Origin of the sequence: Empedobacter falsenii (assembly GCF_013488205.1) — a bacterium.
Classification (GTDB): Bacteria; Bacteroidota; Bacteroidia; order Flavobacteriales; family Weeksellaceae; genus Empedobacter; species Empedobacter falsenii_C.
The window spans coordinates 3,345,581-3,362,843 of record NZ_CP040908.1; the positions used below are offsets into that span (position 1 = coordinate 3,345,581).

Genomic DNA, 17,263 nt, shown 5'->3' on the forward strand with positions numbered 1-17,263 from the left:
AAACAAAAACAATATAATCCATTATTAAACAATTATTTAAAGTGTTAAAAATAACATCTTTATATTTTAAAACTAAATCATATAAAAAAAGGTCATCAAATAAATTGACAACCTTTTTTGTTTTAGAAGTGATTAAAAACTCACTTTATCTTTTATATAATTTCCGTTTTGACAGAATTGTTTTAATTCATTTTCGATGAAGATTTCAATCGCTTCCGCATCTTGCTCAGGATACAATAAATGTACATTTGCACCAGCATCTAATGTAAAATACAAATGATTTCCAGTCTCACGACGGAATTCCCACAGTTTTTCTAAAGCCGCAACTGTATTTGGTTTCATCAAAATAAATGCAGGATTAGACATCATCATCATGGCGTGTAATGTCAACGCTTCATGTTCTACCAATTCTCCAAACGCTTTGATATTACCAGATTTTAAAATTGGTAATAAAGCTTTCAAGTTTTCATTTGCTTCCACAAAACGACGTTCAGCATACGGATGTCCGTTCATCAAATTGTGACCAACAGTAGAAGAAACTGATTTTTGACCTTCGTGAATCAATAAAATGGTGTCGTGAAAAGTTTTGAAAACATCATGAATTTCGACATCTGGATATTTTGTTCCAAATAAATCTGAGCTTCCTTCGATAAAATCATTTTCTCCCCATTCAACCAAACCTTTGTAAACCGAACGACAAGCACTTCCAGAACCTAAACGAGCCAAGAAAGAAGCTTTTTTCAAAGCATCTTCTTCTGATAAATTAGCCCCTAAAATATTCTCAATTTGAACTAAACACAAAGCCATTGCCGACATTCCAGAAGCTGAAGAAGCAATTCCAGAACTATGTGGAAAAGAATTGTGTGTGTGAATTTCAAATTTGTATTGATTCAAAAATGGAATGTAGGCGGTAATTCTTTCAAAAAAAGTAATGATTTTTGGAGCAAAACTTTCTTTCAATTCTCCTTCCAAATAAACTTCAACCTCAAAAGTATCCGACGTTTTTGGTGAAAATTTTAATTCAGTTTCTGTATAGCTATTCGTTAATGTGTAGCTGATAGAGCTATTGGTTGGAATTTGATTTTTCTTTTTTCCCCAATATTTTACCAACGCAATATTTGATGGACTTTTAGCAGAAACGCTTCCTGATTTTAATTCCGAAGCAATTATTGAAAGTGTTGAAATGAATTGTTGTTCCATAAAACAAAAGTAAACTATTTTGTAGAATTCAGCTTTTGAAAGCGTTTATAATGATAATCAATTGCTTCTTTGATTGGAATAAATTCGTATTGAAGCAAATTTTTAACTTTAGAATTGTCATATTTGGTATAAGTTGTCAACGAATAATAATTCGCTTTTGTCATATATTTCCCACCAAAAATTCGACTAAAAATAGATAGATTTTTAATGATTTTCAAGGTTGTGTTTGAAACATTTTTGACTGAACGTTTGCTGTTAATCGAAACAAAATCAAACACTTCTCGGTAACTTTTATTTTCAGAAATTACCACAAATTTTTGATTGTAAACTTGTTGATTAATTAATTCTAAAAAAATCTTCACCACATCGCGAACATCAACAAAACCAGTTCCGCCCGAAGGAGCATAATCGCTTTTTGACGAATTTTGTTGAAACAAACTTTCGCTTGCACGTTTTGTATCCAAAGTTCCGATGATTACACCAGGATTAATAATGATAACTTTAATCCCTTCTTGTGAAGCGCGCCAAACTTCCATTTCTGCTCTAAATTTTGAGATAGAATAAGAAGAATGCGTCAAGCCATTGTTCCAACCAGAGCGCTCATCAATCATTTTAGTTGCTGGATTCAAATCATCCATCGAAGCAATAGAGCTAATGAAGAAAAATTCTTTCACGCCAGAATCAATCGCTTCATTTACTAAAGATTCAGTTCCTAAAATATTCGTATTGAAAATTTCTTCTTCTTGACGTTCATCAAATGAAACAAAGGCCGCAGCGTGATAAATTGTCTCGATTCCGTCTAATAAATTCGGAAGTTCAGTTACATCCAACAAATCACCATCAATCCAATGAATAAACTGATAAAATTGCGAAGCATTTTGATCCGCAAAGAAATTTTGGATGGTTTCTGTGTTCGATGTTTTTCGTTTTAAAGCACGAATAGGTTGTTGCTTTTTTGCCAATTCTACCAACAAATGCGCGCCAACCAAACCTGTTCCTCCCGTTACGAAAATCATACTGAATTATAAATATTTTTTTTTCCTGAACCAAAAGTAAATAAAAATTACCACTAATAACATGACAAGTAAACAAATTGGATAGCCTAATTTGTAATTTAACTCGGGCATGAAATCGAAATTCATTCCATAAATTCCAGCGATAAAAGTTAAGGGTAAGAAAAATGCAGAAAAAACGGTAAGCGTTTGCATAATTTCGTTAGATTTCTGTCCATTTAACGAAAGATAAATTGTTAACAAACTTTGTACGTCATCTACAATTTGTGAATGCAAGTGTAACATTTTTACGTTTTCTTCGTACAAATCCTGTGATGAACTTGTCTTTTTGTTATCCGCGCGATATTCTTTCAGTGCTTCAAGCGTATAATCTAATATTTTTTTGCAAGCTGTAGCTTCTCGTTTGATTTTATATAAGGTAGGAAGTTTAATTTTTCTAAAATCATCCGTAAAAATCAAATGCTCGAGTTGATTGACTTCTTCGTCCATTTGATATGCTGGTTCTTCATACGTTTTGATGGTTTCGGAAATAATACGATACAAAATTCCTTTGATAATGATTTTAGAAGGATCAGTATTAGCTAAATATTTTTTCTGAATTTTCTCGAAAATATCCGTTTCCTTTTGATGAACAGTCACAATAAAATCTGTTCCGATGTAAATACTGATTTTGTGACTAAATTCTCGAACAGTGTTTTTCAACATACGGTGTTCTTTATCAAAAAAACGAATTAACAAAAACGAAACTTTTGAATCATCTGATTCATATTTAGGTAAATGTCCAGGCTCCAAACTATCTTCAATCGTTAATTTCTGAAAACAATATTTTGTAGCAATTTCATTCAACTCAATTTTTGTAGGATTTTGTAAATTAATCCATTTGAATTTTTCATTCTCGAAAAGTATTTGCATGTATTCCTTTTATTCAAATTTTAAATAAATATATCAAATAAGTTTTATTTTGACAGATCATTTATAATCTACTGAAAAATCATAACTTTGTATCTTGTAAAAATTAGATAAAAAATATATTAAAATACTATGAATCCATTAATTGAAGAATTGACTTGGAGAGGACTGGTTCACAATATTATGCCAGGGACAGAAGAACAACTAAATAAAGAAATGACTTCTGGTTATGTAGGTTTCGATCCTACAGCAGATTCTCTTCACGTGGGAAGTTTGGTTCCTATTTTCTTATTGGTTCATTTGCAACGTCACGGTCATCGTCCAATCGCATTGGTGGGTGGTGCAACTGGTTTTATCGGTGATCCTACTGGTAAAGCAGCAGAGAGAAGTTTATTAGACGAAGAAACATTGAATAAATATGTTGCTGGAATTAAAGCACAATTGTCTCGTTTCTTAGATTTTGATACAAATAATGGAAATTCAGCTTTATTGGTGAATAACTATGATTGGATGAAAGATTTTTCATTCATCGATTTTGCGCGTAATGTAGGAAAACACATTACTGTAAATTATATGATGGCGAAAGATTCTGTAAAATCAAGACTTTCTTCTGAATCGAATGTCGGAATGTCTTTCACAGAATTTACATATCAATTGATTCAAGGATACGATTATTTACATTTGTACAAAGAATTAGGTGCAAAATTGCAAATGGGAGGTTCTGATCAATGGGGAAATATTACAACAGGAACAGAATTAATTCGTCGTACAGTACAAGGTGAAGCGTTTGCTTTTACTTGTCCATTAACAACTAAAGCTGACGGAACTAAATTTGGAAAATCAGAAGGTGGAGAAAATATTTGGCTAGATAAAAACCGTACTTCTCCTTATAAATTCTACCAATTTTGGTTAAATCAAGCGGATGCGGATGCAGAACGTTACATCAAAATTTATACATTCTTAGAAAAAGAAGCAATTGATGATTTTATCGAGCGTCATCGTCAAGAGCCACATTTACGCGAATTACAACGTAAATTAGCAACTGAAATTACGATTTTAGTTCATGGTGTTGAAGAATTACGAAAAGCAGAAAAAGCATCTCAAGTTTTATTCGGAAAATCAACTTCAGAAGATTTGAAAGAATTAGATGGAGATACTTTCTTATCAGTTTTCGAAGGTGTACCTCAAGCAACAATTGCAAAAGCTGATATCGAAGCTGGTTTAGATATTGTAACTGCTTTAGCTGAAAAATCTGGTTTCTTAAAATCAAATTCAGAAGCGCGTCGCGAATTAAAAGCAAACGCAATTTCTGTTAACAAAGAAAAAGTAGCGGAAGAATTTGTATTAACAACAGAAAATTTGATCGCAGATAAATACGTTTTATTACAAAAAGGTAAAAAGAATTATTTCATCTTAATTGTTGAATAAAGAAATTCATTAAAATAAAAAATCTCTTCAATATTATTGAAGAGATTTTTTTATTTATAATTTTAATATTTATCGAAGTATAATCACATTTTGACCAACTTTGTATCCATTTTGGTAAATATCGATTTTATATTCACCTTTTGGAAAATCATAATCAACCCAGTCAAAATTAACTCTTGAACCAGACATATTATTGTAATTAACTTTTACACGATCAGAATATTCTACAGAAGATCCAGAACGTAAAGTTGTTTCACCAGCATCAGCACCTTTAAATTTTCCTATCTCGCCGCTTGGTTTATAAATAGATACATACAATTCTTTGGTTTCTGAAGTCGCATTCAAGTTTTTATCCAAATCAAAAGATACTCTAACCTTATCAATTCTTCTTGCTCGCGTTGTTTCCACTTCTTTTCCGCTTGATTTTACTCTCAAACCTTTAATCGTATAATTTGAAATCGATAAAGTAGAATTTGTTTCTTTGATTAAATTCTGATGATTTTCTTTTTCAGTACTCAAATTTGATTCAACAGTTTTTTTCTGCTCATTCAAATGAGAATTTTCCGAAGTTAACTCTGTATTCTTGCTTGTCAGCTTTTTATTTTCGTCTTTCAAGCGAACAATTTCTTCTTTATAAACTTTAATATCTGCTTGTAAAGAGGTTATCAAACGTTTAGCACGTTGCAATTCTCCACTTGTAATTCCTTCTTTATTTAAGATTGATTGAATCTCTTTTTGTTTCTCCAAAATCAATCGATCTTGATAACTTAAAGAAGAATCTTTTTTTACAACACGAGTTTTAGCATCATCAAAATCTGATCTAATTATACGTAATTCTTGTTTCAGAATTTCTCTAGATCGTTCCAAATCATTGATATCACTTTGCATTTCTATCGAAGATTTTGCATTTGCTTCTTTAGAATATACAATATACCCAATAGCTAATAACAAGGATACTGCTAAAACAGCAATAATAATATTCTTTACGAATTCATTTTTATGTTTAGGGTTTGTAGAGGGCTCGAGATCTTTGTATTCAGTCATTTTAATTATTTCGAGGAAAAATTATTAAATCAAAAATTAAACCAATTTTATAATAATCAATAACTAATGTTAAATTTAACATTTATAAATTGTAATAAAACTTAATAAATAAAGACTTTTTAATCGTTTGTCTCTTTTTTAATATCTTCAGAAGCTTCGTCTAATTTATTTTCGGCTTTTGTTTTTAACTCATCAGCTTTTTCTTCCAATTCTGTTTTTTCTTCTTTAAAAGTTTCTTTCAAATCCGAAACTTTCTCTTTCACAAAAGCACTTGTTTCTTTCATTTGCTTTTCCGCAATATCTTTTACATCGTTATAATCTTGCTTCGATCTTTCTTTAAAATCTTTAGCGGCTTCTTTCGATTGTTCTTTCAAATCACCCGAAGCATCTTTTATATTATTGATTGTTTTACGCGCAAAATCCGATGCGTCATCTGCAATCAATGTTCCTGCTTTTTTTACAGTTGCCGAAACATCGTCAAATTTATCTCCCGCAACATCAATCGCAGTTTCAGTTTTTCCTAAAATTCTTTTCAAAAAAGTTCTAAGTCCCATAATAATTTATTTTGTTGATTATTTTCAGTTTAAATTTACAGCTTCATTCGCAATTTTAGAATGAATTAATTTAATTTTTTATTTAAAAATATGAATTTCAATTATTTTAAACGATATTATCTCGGAATTTTAATGTTCAGTTTACTGACTATTTTTAGTTGTAATCCGAAGAAAAATCAATCCGAAACACATCAAAATACTTCATCCGAAGAAATATCCTTCAAATATTCGACCAAAAATAAAAACTTTGTCAGCGCGCATCGCGGCGGAAGTAGAATACATGGTTTTCCCGAAAATTGTATCGAAACTTTTGAACATCTTTATCAAAAAGGAATACAAATTTTTGAGATTGATGTTGCTGAAACAAAGGATAATCAACTTATTTTAATGCACGATAATTCGTTGCAACGAACAAGCACAGGGCGACAAGATGTCAATCAAGTTGACTTAAAAACCATTAAGGAATACTTTTTGGTAGATGATTTTGGACAACAAACGTCATACAAAATTCCGACTTTTGCAGAAGCGTTAAATTGGGGAAAAAGTAAACCAATTTATTTTATGGTTGACATCAAAAAAGGTGTTGATTATCGTGATATTGTAAAGACAATAGAACAAGCAAACATGCAAAAACAGGTTGTTTTGGTGACGTATACAGTTGGTCAAGCGAAAAAGTTGCATCAACTTGCGCCAGATATGTTATTATCTGTTTCGATGCGAAACGAACGAGAATTTAATGAAATGATGAACAGCGGAATTCCGACTGACAAAATGGTTGCATTTACGGGAACTCGACGCAATGATAAATCATTTTTAAATAAAATTCATGACAAAGATATTTTGGTCATTTTTGGAACTTTAGGAAACTTAGATAAAAGTGCTTCGGCGAAAAATGGACAACTTTACCGCGATTTAGAAAAAGATGGTGTCGACATTTTTGCAACGGACAGAGCAATGGATGTACATCAAACGATTAATAAAAATTAAATGGAAACAATATCACTTAAGGATTCAAATTATTTCTCAAAATTGATGTTAAATTATATCAATCAAGACGAGAATTTGAAAGACTTCTACAACCTATTTCCAACCAAAGAAAACTATATAAAACAAGCGAAAAATAAGCTTGAACATTATAAAAATAGAGAAATTCTTGTTGATCAAGTTTCGAAACAATTAAGTCATTTAGATTTATCGAAAAAGCAACAAAATAATCTAGAAAAATTAAGAGAAAAGAATACAGTAACAATTACGACTGGACATCAATTAAATTTATTTACAGGTCCAATCTTCTTTTTTTATAAGATTTTGCAAGTCATCAAAGCATGCGAGGAATTGAATAATGAACAAAGTGAAATCAATTTTGTTCCTATGTTTTGGATGGCGACAGAAGATCACGATTTCGAAGAAATTAATCATTTCAAATTTGGAGATCGAATTATTCATTGGGAAAAAGAGTTTGGCGGACCAGTTGGACGTTTATCAACAGATGGTTTACAAAAAGTTTTTGATTCATTTTTGTCATTAATTCCAAATGGAAAAAAGAAAACTGAATTACAAAATCTAATTGAAGATTCTTATTTATCGAATGATAATTTGACTGATGCTACAAGAAAATTGGTTCATTTATTATTCAAAGATCTTGGATTGTTGATGATTGATGGAGATGATAAAGAATTAAAAAAACTAATGATTCCAACTTTTGAGGAAGAATTAATTCAGTCAACATCATTCAAAAAAGTAATTCCTCAAAATGAGAAATTAGAACAATTGGGTTATTCTATTCAAGTAAATCCTCGTGAGATAAACTTGTTTTATATCAATCAAAATAATTCGCGCGAACGTATTGTTGAACAAAATGGAACGTATTTTGTCAATAACACTTCAATCAAATTTTCGAAAGAAGAAATTATTACCGATTTGCATCAAAATCCAGATAAATTTAGTCCAAATGTGATTTTGAGACCGTTGTACCAAGAAAAAATTTTACCAAATGTTGCCTATGTTGGCGGCGGTGGCGAAATGGCTTATTGGTTGCAATTGAAAGAAATGTTCGATCAATTTGAAGTTGATTTTCCACTTTTAGTTTTGAGAAATTCATTGCTAATCCGAACTGAAAAACAATACGAAAAGCAACAAAAATTAGATTTATCAAACGAAGATTTATTTTCGAATAGTTTAGCCATCACAAAAAAACGTTCGATAAATTCGTCAGAAATTGCTCCAAAACTTCCTGAATTGGAAGAAGAATTAAAAAGTATTTTTGAACGTTTGGAACATTTGAGTTCGTTAACAGAATCTTCTTTTGCAGATATGATACAAGCGCAGCGTACAAAACAGTTGAAAGGTTTTGAGAAAATAAAACAACGTTTGGTGCATGCAGAAGTGAAAAAAAATGAGGATTTATTGAAGAGAATCGAGCAATTACTGAATGATCTTTCTCAACAAAATGGTTTGCAAGAACGTGTGAAAAATTTTGCTAATTTTGATTATATTAACACTCAGTATTTCATTGATTTTATTGAAGATAGTCTTCGACCTTTTGATTTTGAGTTCATCATAAATACATTGAAAGAGGAACTCTAAACAAAACATAATTTGTATATTTGACCACGAAAATTCATCTAAATGAAAAAAATATTAGCTTTATTGTTATTTGTTGGTGCATCAGCACTTTATGCTCAACAAAAAACGCATACAGTTCAAGCAAAAGAAACCGTTTACGGAATTTCGAAACAATATGGTGTTTCGCAAGAAGAATTGTATAAAGCCAATCCTAAAATTGAAAAAAATGGGATTCATCCAGGTGATTTGATTGTGATTCCTGGTAAAGGAACTCCGACAACCAAACCAACTGAAACCAATACACAAACAACTACGTCAAACGTAAAAACTTCAGACGATAATTATCAATATATTACAATTGAGCCGAAAGAAACGGTTTACAATTTGACAAAAAAATATAAAATTTCGGAAGAAACATTGAACTCATTAAACCCTCAAATCAAAGAAAGAGGTTTAGAAGTTGGTGACGTAATCAAGCTTCCAAAAGATGTGACAAATAAAGTTTTTTCTGTTCCAAAAGGAACACATTTAATCAAAAAAGGAGAAACTTTATACACTTTAGCAAAACAATATAATGTAAGTGTTGACGATTTATATGCAGAAAATCCAGCTTTACAAACAGGTGTAAAAGAAGGAATGGTAATTACAATTCCTAAAAAATCTGGTTCTGTTGTGATTGAAGAAAACACAATCAATTATGTTGTTCAGAATGGAGATTCGGCTTACGGAATTTTAGAAAAATACAACACAAATTTAGATGAATTATTGCGCTTAAATCCTGATTTGATCAATGGTTTAAAAGCTGGAATGACACTTAAAATTCCTTTGCAAAAAAATGCTAAAATCATAAAATACGGAACTGCAGGAAAGCTGAAACGTGCGAACGATAACGAAATTAATGTTGCGATTATGCTACCTTTTGATGTTGCAAATAATCCGCAATTGAAAAATTCGCAAGCGATGCAATTTTTTACTGGAGCTAAATTAGCGTTGACTCGTTTGGCTAAAAAAGGTAAAAATGTAAATGTAAAAGTGATCGACACGAAAAGTGGAAACTTACAAGATATTCTATCAACAACAGATTTCAGTAAAACAGATGCAGTTATTGGTCCATTGAACACGTCTGACGTTACGGAAGTTGCGAATTTCTTTAGCAATTCTGGTATTGCTGTGATTTCGCCTTATGCAAATGACGATTCGTTAAATTCCTTCAATGATTTATTGATTTCTAATCCAAAAGATGAAGTAATTGCAGATCAAATTATCGAAGAAATAGGGAAAAACTTTGCTGGAGAACAAGTTTATTTGTTAACAAATCGTGATGATCAAGAGTTAGCAAATTACACGAAAAAGCAATTAGAAAAACAGTTGAAAGCAAATGTTGTCATTGTAGATAGCGCTGCAAAAATTGTTCAACCACATGATAAAGTTAACGGCGAAGATTATTACACACCAATTATCACGGTTTTAGTTGGTGATGATGATAATTTGGGAAAACAATATTTAGAGAAATTGAAAACATTTAACAAAGATAATATCAAAGCTTACGGAATAAAATCGGTTTCGGTTTATGATGTTTATAATGCAGATAATGCAAAAAATATCGATGCATTCCGCGAATTTGGTTTTGTGTTTAGTACTGCGCGATTAATCAATACAAGAGATACGGAAGTGCAAAGTGTAATCAAAGATTTCAAGGAAGTTTATTGTGAATTTCCGACGCGTTACGAGCAATTAGGTTACGATGTAACGTACGATATTGTGGACAGAATGAATAATAAAGGTGATGTTACCAACAATATTACAACAGAAAACACACGTTTGGCATCGAAGTTTGCATACAAAAAAATAAGCGGAAGCAAAGCTTATACGAATGATGCGAGCCGAATTGTTCGTTTACCTAAAAAATAATTTTATCAAAAAATTATATACCAAAAAGCGATGCTAAAATTTAGCATCGCTTTTTTCTTTTTATCAACATTTAGAATTAAAACCTTGTATTGAACGGATTTTTTCTAAATTTGACTATGCACAAACTTAAAGACAATTTACTCGTAAAAGTTATTCTTGCCATTGTACTCGGAATTTCACTCGGCGGAATAATACCAGAAGCTATTGGTCGTATTTTTATGACTTTCAATGATTTTTTTAGCGAATTACTTAACTTTTTGATTCCATTAATCATTGTTGGATTAATTGTTCCATCAATTGGAAGATTAGGACAAACAGCCGGAAAATTATTATTAGCAACCGTTTTAATTGCTTACGGATCAACCATTTTTTCAGGATTATTAGGTTACTCAGCGAGTATGTCTATCTTTCCACAATTATTAGAACATCAAACTGGTCAAATTAATTTAGCCGAAAAAGCAAAAGAATTTACACCATACTTTTCGATAGAATTTCCTCCGTTATTTGATGTAATGCCAGCTTTGGTATTTTCATTTCTTTTCGGAATTGGATTATCACGATTGAAAGATTCGACTTTTGGGAAATTTGCAGATGATTTTGAAGAAATTATTACGTATTTAATTCAAAATTTAATCATTCCATTATTACCAATTTTCATTTTCGGAATCTTCTTGAACATGTCATATTCAGGACAAGTGGTAACAATTATGAATGTATTTTTGAAAATAATTGGTGTAATTTTCGTGCTACATGTTTTCTTATTAGTGCTTCAATTTACAATTGCAGGAATTATTGCGAAAAAGAATCCATTTAGCATGATGAAATTGATGTTACCAGCCTATTTCACAGCATTAGGAACACAATCTTCAGCGGCTACAATTCCTGTAACAATTGCGCAAGTAAAGAAAATTGGAGTTCGAGATGAAATTGCCAATTTCGCTGTGCCGTTGTGTGCAACAATTCATTTATCTGGTTCGATGTTAAAAATCGTTTGTTGTTGTTTAGCATTGATGTTAATACAAGGTATGGAAATTGATTTTGTTCAATTTTTAGGATTTATGATGATGCTTGGAATTGCGATGGTTGCAGCACCTGGAGTTCCTGGTGGAGCGATTATGGCAGCGATTGGTATTATTGCTTCGATGTTAGGATTTAATGCAGAAAATCAAGCGTTGATGATTGCACTTTATATCGCAATGGATAGTTTCGGGACAGCAGGAAATGTGACTGGAGATGGTGCTATTGCTGTAACATTGAATAAATTATTCAAGAAATAAGTTCAATAAAAAATAACCCAATAAAAAAGAGTTCCAAAAAATATTGGAACTCTTTTTAGTTTTAAGAATATTTAAATAAATGAAGAATGTTCTTTATTTATTAGAAACCAACTCCTCCTGATTGCTCAGATTTGTTTTGTTGAGCTTCTGCACGATTTCGTACTTTTCCACCGAAATTATACGTAAATCCGATGTTCATTGTATGTGCTTCCCAACGGAATTTTCCTGTTGCTCTATCTGGATTATACATTTCTAAACGTCCATAAAATGTTCTAAAAATATCACTTACACGTGCACTCAAACTTGCTTTTCCACCCATAAATGTGTAACGCGCTCCTAAATCCATACGCCACATATCGCGCATTTCTCCTTGGATAAATTTGTATTTACCTTGATACATAAAGAAATGTTGTAAACTGATAGCTTTCGAAACTTTGAATGTATTGTTCATGCGAGCTGTTAAACGATTTGCATCAATTTCGACAAAGTAAGGAACTTTAACTCCATTTTCTTCTTTCTCTTGTTGAACAACCATTGTATTATGCGTATAATCTCCACTGATATTAGATGACCACCATTTTGTTGGCACAAGGTTAAATGCTAATTCAAAACCATATGCATCTACTTTATCGTAGTTTAGGTAATTCTGAATATATGCTCCATAAACTTCTTCATTTCGTAAAACATTTCTGAAGATATTATCTTTGACATGTCTGTAAAACACATTCGCAGAAATAGAATTTTTACCAATTCGTTGTAAATACCCTACTTCGAAATTATCTGTATATTCTGGCTTTAAATAAGGATTTCCGATACTTGACATCATTGGTGTAGACCATTCTGGTACTGGAGATAATTGCCCAATTCCTGGACGGTCAATACGGCGGCTATAATTTAATGACACTTGACCTTTTTCGGTAACATCATATGTTAAAAAAGCTGATGGAAAGAAATCTAATTTATCTTGTTCTATTTTTCCTTCTTCATTTACATTAACAACGAAATCACCTTTATCTTTAAACTGTTCTGCACGTAAACCTAATTGCATTCCAAACTTCCCGAATTTCTGACCATAATTTACATATGCAGAAAAGAAATCTCTTGTGAAGTTGAAGTCTGTACTTGGATTGTATATTTCACCTTTTACAATTATTCTTCGGTCAGTTAATAAAATATTATCATTATCTTCTCTTCTAAATTGTAATCCAGCCTCTATTTTTCCACCATCTTTGATTTGGTTTGTATAATCTAAATTAACACGAATGTTATTTGTTCTGTCATCACGATCTTCATAATACTTTACTTCTTCTGGATAAAAATTATGCATGTTTCGTAAATCTACACTTTTAGCTCTCGAGTAAAATGCGTCTAAAACAATGTTGTGATCTACTTTGTCAAAATCACGTTTGAAATTCAAACTATAATCTTGACTTCTCCAATCTCCATCAAAATTTGAATTATTAGGATAAAACTCTTGCGTTTTGGTATTCACCATATCCGATCCAATCAGTCCTGTTCCTTTTCCAAACCATTGATTTGTATAAACCGTTAAAGCTGTCTTGTCGTTGATAAACCAGTCGAAACCAATTTTACCTGCTTGGCTTTCATCGTTGTTTAAAATATCAATTGCACTTTTGAAATTTGTGTCAAAATTATTTAAAGAACCATGAAATTCACTCGGACGCTTATTGTAACTATAATTTCCAAAAAAGTTGAAAGAACCTGTATTTACATTTGCTGTTAACGAATTATTGAAACGACTTTTCTTTCCTTGCTCATAACCTGTACTCAACGCAACATTGTATCCTTTTTTCTTTCCTTTTACCATCACAATATTGATGATTCCAGATTTTCCATCCGCTTCATATTTTGCAGAAGGATTTGTGATGATTTCTACACGCTGAATTTGATTCGAAGGAATTTGCTTCAATACTTGCGATGCAGATAATGACGAAGGTTTTCCGTCAATATAAATTTTTACATTTTCATTTCCACGTAATGATAATTCTCCTGTTTGTTGATCTACATTTACAGACGGAATGTTATTCAAAACCGCAGCAGCATCCGCTCCAGAAGAAATCAAATCATTTCCTACTTCAACAACACGTTTATCTATTTCGTTGCGATATTGAGAAACTTCTGCACGTACAAAAGCACCTTTTAATTCTACGGTTTCAGTCTTTGCAGCTTGTAAAATGATATTTCCTAAATTTAACTCACCTCCTTTTACTTCTGCAGTTGTTACAGATTGTTGATATCCAAATTCTGTAATCACCAAACGATAATTTCCGTCTTCCAAATCTGGAATCTCGAATGTTCCGTCTGCGTTCGCATAGACTTCATCGAATAATTCTTTTGAATCTGCTTTATAAATCTGAATTGCAGCCATACCAACCGCTTCATTTTTTGCATTTTCAATCTTTCCTTTCACAGGATGTTGTTCCTGCGAGAATCCGTAAATAGAGCAAACGGAGAAAAGAATAGCTAAAGTAAATTTGTTTAATCTCATAGTTAATATTTTTAATAGTACTATGTTTTACATAATACATAGTAAGAATTGTCCGTACTTTTTCCTAATTAGACGTTCTAAAAAATGTTTTGTTACAAAATATTTAAACTTTTTTTAAAATTTTAAAGTACTATGTTTTACATAATACATAAACCTAATTGTTGGATGATTTTACTAATAAGACGCAACAACTTTCAAAATGTTACAAGAATTTTTAATTTTTTTTAAAAATTTTTTTCCTCGACTGAAAAACTTACATTTATCATTCAATTAATATTAATCAAAAAATTGCTAAAACATTGAGTTCAATTGTCATATTAGGTGCGGGAAATGTTGCGTTTCACTTAACTCGTGCATTAATCGAAAACACTTGCAATGTTCGACAAATTTTCAATAGAACATTAGAACACGCTAGAGAAATCGGAGAAGCAAATAGAATTTCATACACAGATAAAATTTCTGAAATAGAAAAAGCAGATATTTATATTATTGCGAGTGCCGATTCTGGTATTGAAGAATTTTCACATTATATTCCGTACGATGATGTTTTGGTTGTCCATACTTCTGGTTCGTCTCCAATGTCTGTTCTGAAAGGCGATTATCGAAAAGGCGTTTTTTATCCGTTGCAAACTTTTTCCAAAGAAAGAACGATGCGATATGATAATATTCCGTTTTTCATCGAGGCGGAAAATTCTGAAGATTTGAAAAAACTGAATGAATTAGGAAATCGTATTTCAAACGAAGTTCACGAACTAAATTTTGCAAGTAGAATGCAAGTGCATATGACAGGTGTTTGGGCAAATAATTTTGTCAATCATTTATATTATATCGCTGGAAATATTTGTGAACAAAACAATGTTCCATTCGATGTTTTGTTGCCTCTTATACAGGAAACAGCAAATAAAGTGATCGAAATGAGTCCAAAAGATGCGCAAACTGGTCCAGCAAAACGTGGAGATCAAGTGATTATTGATCGTCATTTAGAGGCCTTACAAGATGATTCGAGATTATTACAGATTTACCAAATATTGACAGATTCAATCAAACGAGTTTACGAAAAATGATAAGTTATAAAGAAAAACTAAATAACATTAAAACCGTTATTTTAGATGTAGATGGAGTTTTGACAGATGGAAATTTAATTTTATTACCAACTGGCGAAATGGTGAGAACAATGAATACGCGAGATGGTTATGCAATGCAATTAGCCATCAAACAAGGAATACGAATTGCGGTGATTACAGGGGGAAGAGATGAAGCTGTTGTGAATCGTTTAAAATATTTAGGGTTAACAGATATTTACGTGAACAAACGTAATAAAGTAGAAGCTTTTGAAGATTTACTTTTTTCTTATGGATTAGATCCTGATGAAATTGCGTATATGGGCGATGATTATCCAGATTTAGCTGTGATGAATTTAGTAGGACTATCAGCTTGTCCAAACGATGCGTGTATGGATGTTCGCAAAGCTTCGGAATATATTTCACCAGAAAACGGCGGAAAAGGTTGTGTTCGTGATTTATTAGAACAAATCTTGAAAGTTCAAAACAAATGGTATAATGCAGAAGAAGTAGCTTCTGTATAAAAGAATTTGAAATGTTATTAACAGAAAAATTAAAAGATACCAATATTATTTTGGCATCACAATCGCCAAGAAGAAAAGAACTTTTAGCTGGATTAGGATTGAAATTTTCGACAATTTCATTGGATATTGACGAAACATTTGATCGCAACGAATTCAAGAAAGAACAAATCACCGAATATCTTTCCGCTAAAAAAGCAAAAGCTTATACGGATATTCAACCAAATGATTTAATTATTACATCGGATACAACTGTTTGGGTTGATGATGAGTCGTTAGAAAAAGCTTCGAATAGAGAAGAAGCGTACGAAATGATTAAAAAATTAAGCGGAAAAACACATTCAGTTTATACATCGGTTACAATTCGTTCTGTAGAGAAAGAAGTTACTTTTTCGGACGAAACGCAAGTTACTTTTGTAAATTTAACGGACGAAGAAATTTATTTCTATATCGATAATTACAAACCATTCGATAAAGCGGGTGCTTATGGCGTTCAGGAATGGATTGGTTACATAGGTGTGGACAATATGAATGGAAGTTATTTCAATGTAATGGGACTTCCTACACACAAGCTATATAAAGAATTAGTGAAATTCTAAAGATACAATCCAGCTTCGGCTGGATTTTTTTATTCTACAATTATCGTATTTTTGTTTTTCTAAAAAATCAATTTTATGAAAGTCGGTTTATATTTTGGATCATTCAATCCTATTCATGTCGGACATTTAATTATTGCCAATCATTTTCAACAATTCACCGATTTGGATCAGGTTTGGTTTGTGGTTTCGCCTCAAAATCCGTTGAAGAAAAAAAGTTCTTTGGCAAATGAATATGATCGATTAGAAATGGTAGAATTAGCGATTAAAGATTATCCTAATCTGCGTGCATCTAACATCGAATTTACATTAACAAAACCTTCGTACACAATTGATACCTTAATTCATCTAAACGAAAAATTTCCTGAGCATGATTTTGCGTTGATTATGGGTTCTGATAATTTGGATGGAATTTCGAAATGGAAAAACGCTGAGATTTTAATGCGCGATTATCAATTGTATGTTTATCCGCGTCCTGGTTATTCGCAAGAAGAAAATTTGGATAATGTCGAAATCGTTGAAGCGCCTTTGATGGAAATTTCTTCTACATTTATCAGAAATGCAATCAAAAATGGAAAAAATATAAAACCTATGTTACCTCCAAAAGTTTGGGAATATTTGGATGGAAGTAATTTGTATGGATGAATTTAATTTGAAAATGATAGAATTTGAAGA

15 protein-coding genes are annotated in these 17,263 nt (G+C 31.5%); 9 read left to right on the forward strand and 6 right to left on the reverse strand.

The genetic code is table 11. From position 1 onward, the window contains the following. Positions 1–132: 132 nt before the first annotated feature. The 3 genes from FH779_RS15625 to FH779_RS15635 are packed head-to-tail and all read right to left on the reverse strand — an operon-like array spanning position 133 to position 3,125. A complete protein-coding gene (locus FH779_RS15625) occupies positions 133–1,200 on the reverse strand; it encodes a diphosphomevalonate/mevalonate 3,5-bisphosphate decarboxylase family protein (protein WP_180905362.1) in 1,068 nt (355 codons plus the stop codon). Positions 1,201–1,214: 14 nt separating this feature from the next. Next, positions 1,215–2,216 carry an NAD-dependent epimerase/dehydratase family protein gene (locus tag FH779_RS15630; RefSeq protein ID WP_180905363.1) on the reverse strand — a complete coding sequence of 334 codons (1,002 nt, stop codon included), beginning with the start codon at positions 2,214–2,216 and terminating at the stop codon, positions 1,215–1,217. Positions 2,217–2,222: 6 nt separating this feature from the next. Then, complete coding sequence (locus FH779_RS15635; protein WP_180905364.1) at positions 2,223–3,125, reverse strand: CorA family divalent cation transporter; 903 nt, start codon at positions 3,123–3,125, stop codon at positions 2,223–2,225. A gap of 129 nt (positions 3,126–3,254) precedes the next feature. Between FH779_RS15635 and tyrS the strand changes: the two genes are divergently transcribed. Continuing rightward, the gene (tyrS, locus tag FH779_RS15640; protein ID WP_180905365.1) at positions 3,255–4,550 is read left to right on the forward strand and encodes a tyrosine--tRNA ligase; all 1,296 of its coding nucleotides are present in this window, start codon (positions 3,255–3,257) and stop codon (positions 4,548–4,550) included. Between the two features lie 69 nt (positions 4,551–4,619). Here the strand turns inward: tyrS and FH779_RS15645 are convergent, their stop codons facing one another. Beyond that, positions 4,620–5,594, reverse strand: a complete 975-nt coding sequence (locus FH779_RS15645) for a hypothetical protein (protein ID WP_180905366.1) — start codon at positions 5,592–5,594, stop codon at positions 4,620–4,622. Positions 5,595–5,713: 119 nt separating this feature from the next. Further along, positions 5,714–6,148: a hypothetical protein gene (locus FH779_RS15650; protein WP_180905367.1), complete on the reverse strand. Its 435-nt coding sequence runs from the start codon at positions 6,146–6,148 to the stop codon at positions 5,714–5,716. A gap of 90 nt (positions 6,149–6,238) precedes the next feature. Between FH779_RS15650 and FH779_RS15655 the strand changes: the two genes are divergently transcribed. From FH779_RS15655 to FH779_RS15670, 4 genes are all read left to right on the forward strand, one after another. Next, a complete protein-coding gene (locus FH779_RS15655; protein ID WP_180905368.1) occupies positions 6,239–7,135 on the forward strand; it encodes a glycerophosphodiester phosphodiesterase family protein in 897 nt (298 codons plus the stop codon). Beyond that, on the forward strand, positions 7,136–8,734 hold the full coding sequence (bshC, locus tag FH779_RS15660) for a bacillithiol biosynthesis cysteine-adding enzyme BshC (protein ID WP_180905369.1): 1,599 nt from the start codon (positions 7,136–7,138) through the stop codon (positions 8,732–8,734). A 42-nt stretch (positions 8,735–8,776) separates the two neighbouring features. After that, the gene (locus tag FH779_RS15665; RefSeq protein WP_180905370.1) at positions 8,777–10,624 is read left to right on the forward strand and encodes a LysM peptidoglycan-binding domain-containing protein; all 1,848 of its coding nucleotides are present in this window, start codon (positions 8,777–8,779) and stop codon (positions 10,622–10,624) included. Positions 10,625–10,740: 116 nt separating this feature from the next. Beyond that, positions 10,741–11,901 (forward strand): dicarboxylate/amino acid:cation symporter, encoded by a 1,161-nt coding sequence (locus FH779_RS15670; RefSeq protein ID WP_180905371.1) that lies wholly within the window; start codon positions 10,741–10,743, stop codon positions 11,899–11,901. Positions 11,902–12,001: 100 nt separating this feature from the next. Here FH779_RS15670 and FH779_RS15675 read toward each other — a convergent pair whose 3' ends face one another. Further along, entirely contained in the window at positions 12,002–14,410 is a 2,409-nt protein-coding gene (locus FH779_RS15675) for a TonB-dependent receptor (RefSeq protein ID WP_180905372.1), read from the reverse strand. Positions 14,411–14,709: 299 nt separating this feature from the next. On the opposite strand from FH779_RS15675, the gene FH779_RS15680 reads away from it, so the two are divergent. The 4 genes from FH779_RS15680 (at position 14,710) to nadD (ending at position 17,233) form a co-directional block, all read left to right on the forward strand. Then, the gene (locus FH779_RS15680; protein ID WP_038336382.1) at positions 14,710–15,474 is read left to right on the forward strand and encodes a Rossmann-like and DUF2520 domain-containing protein; all 765 of its coding nucleotides are present in this window, start codon (positions 14,710–14,712) and stop codon (positions 15,472–15,474) included. Next, complete coding sequence (locus FH779_RS15685) at positions 15,471–15,995, forward strand: KdsC family phosphatase (protein WP_180905373.1); 525 nt, start codon at positions 15,471–15,473, stop codon at positions 15,993–15,995. The genes FH779_RS15680 and FH779_RS15685 overlap by 4 nt, the downstream gene beginning before the upstream one ends. Positions 15,996–16,006: 11 nt before the next feature. Further along, positions 16,007–16,591, forward strand: a complete 585-nt coding sequence (locus tag FH779_RS15690; RefSeq protein WP_180905374.1) for a Maf family nucleotide pyrophosphatase — start codon at positions 16,007–16,009, stop codon at positions 16,589–16,591. Positions 16,592–16,666: 75 nt separating this feature from the next. Continuing rightward, a complete protein-coding gene (gene nadD / locus FH779_RS15695) occupies positions 16,667–17,233 on the forward strand; it encodes a nicotinate (nicotinamide) nucleotide adenylyltransferase (RefSeq protein WP_180905375.1) in 567 nt (188 codons plus the stop codon). The last annotated feature ends 30 nt before the right edge of the window (positions 17,234–17,263 follow it).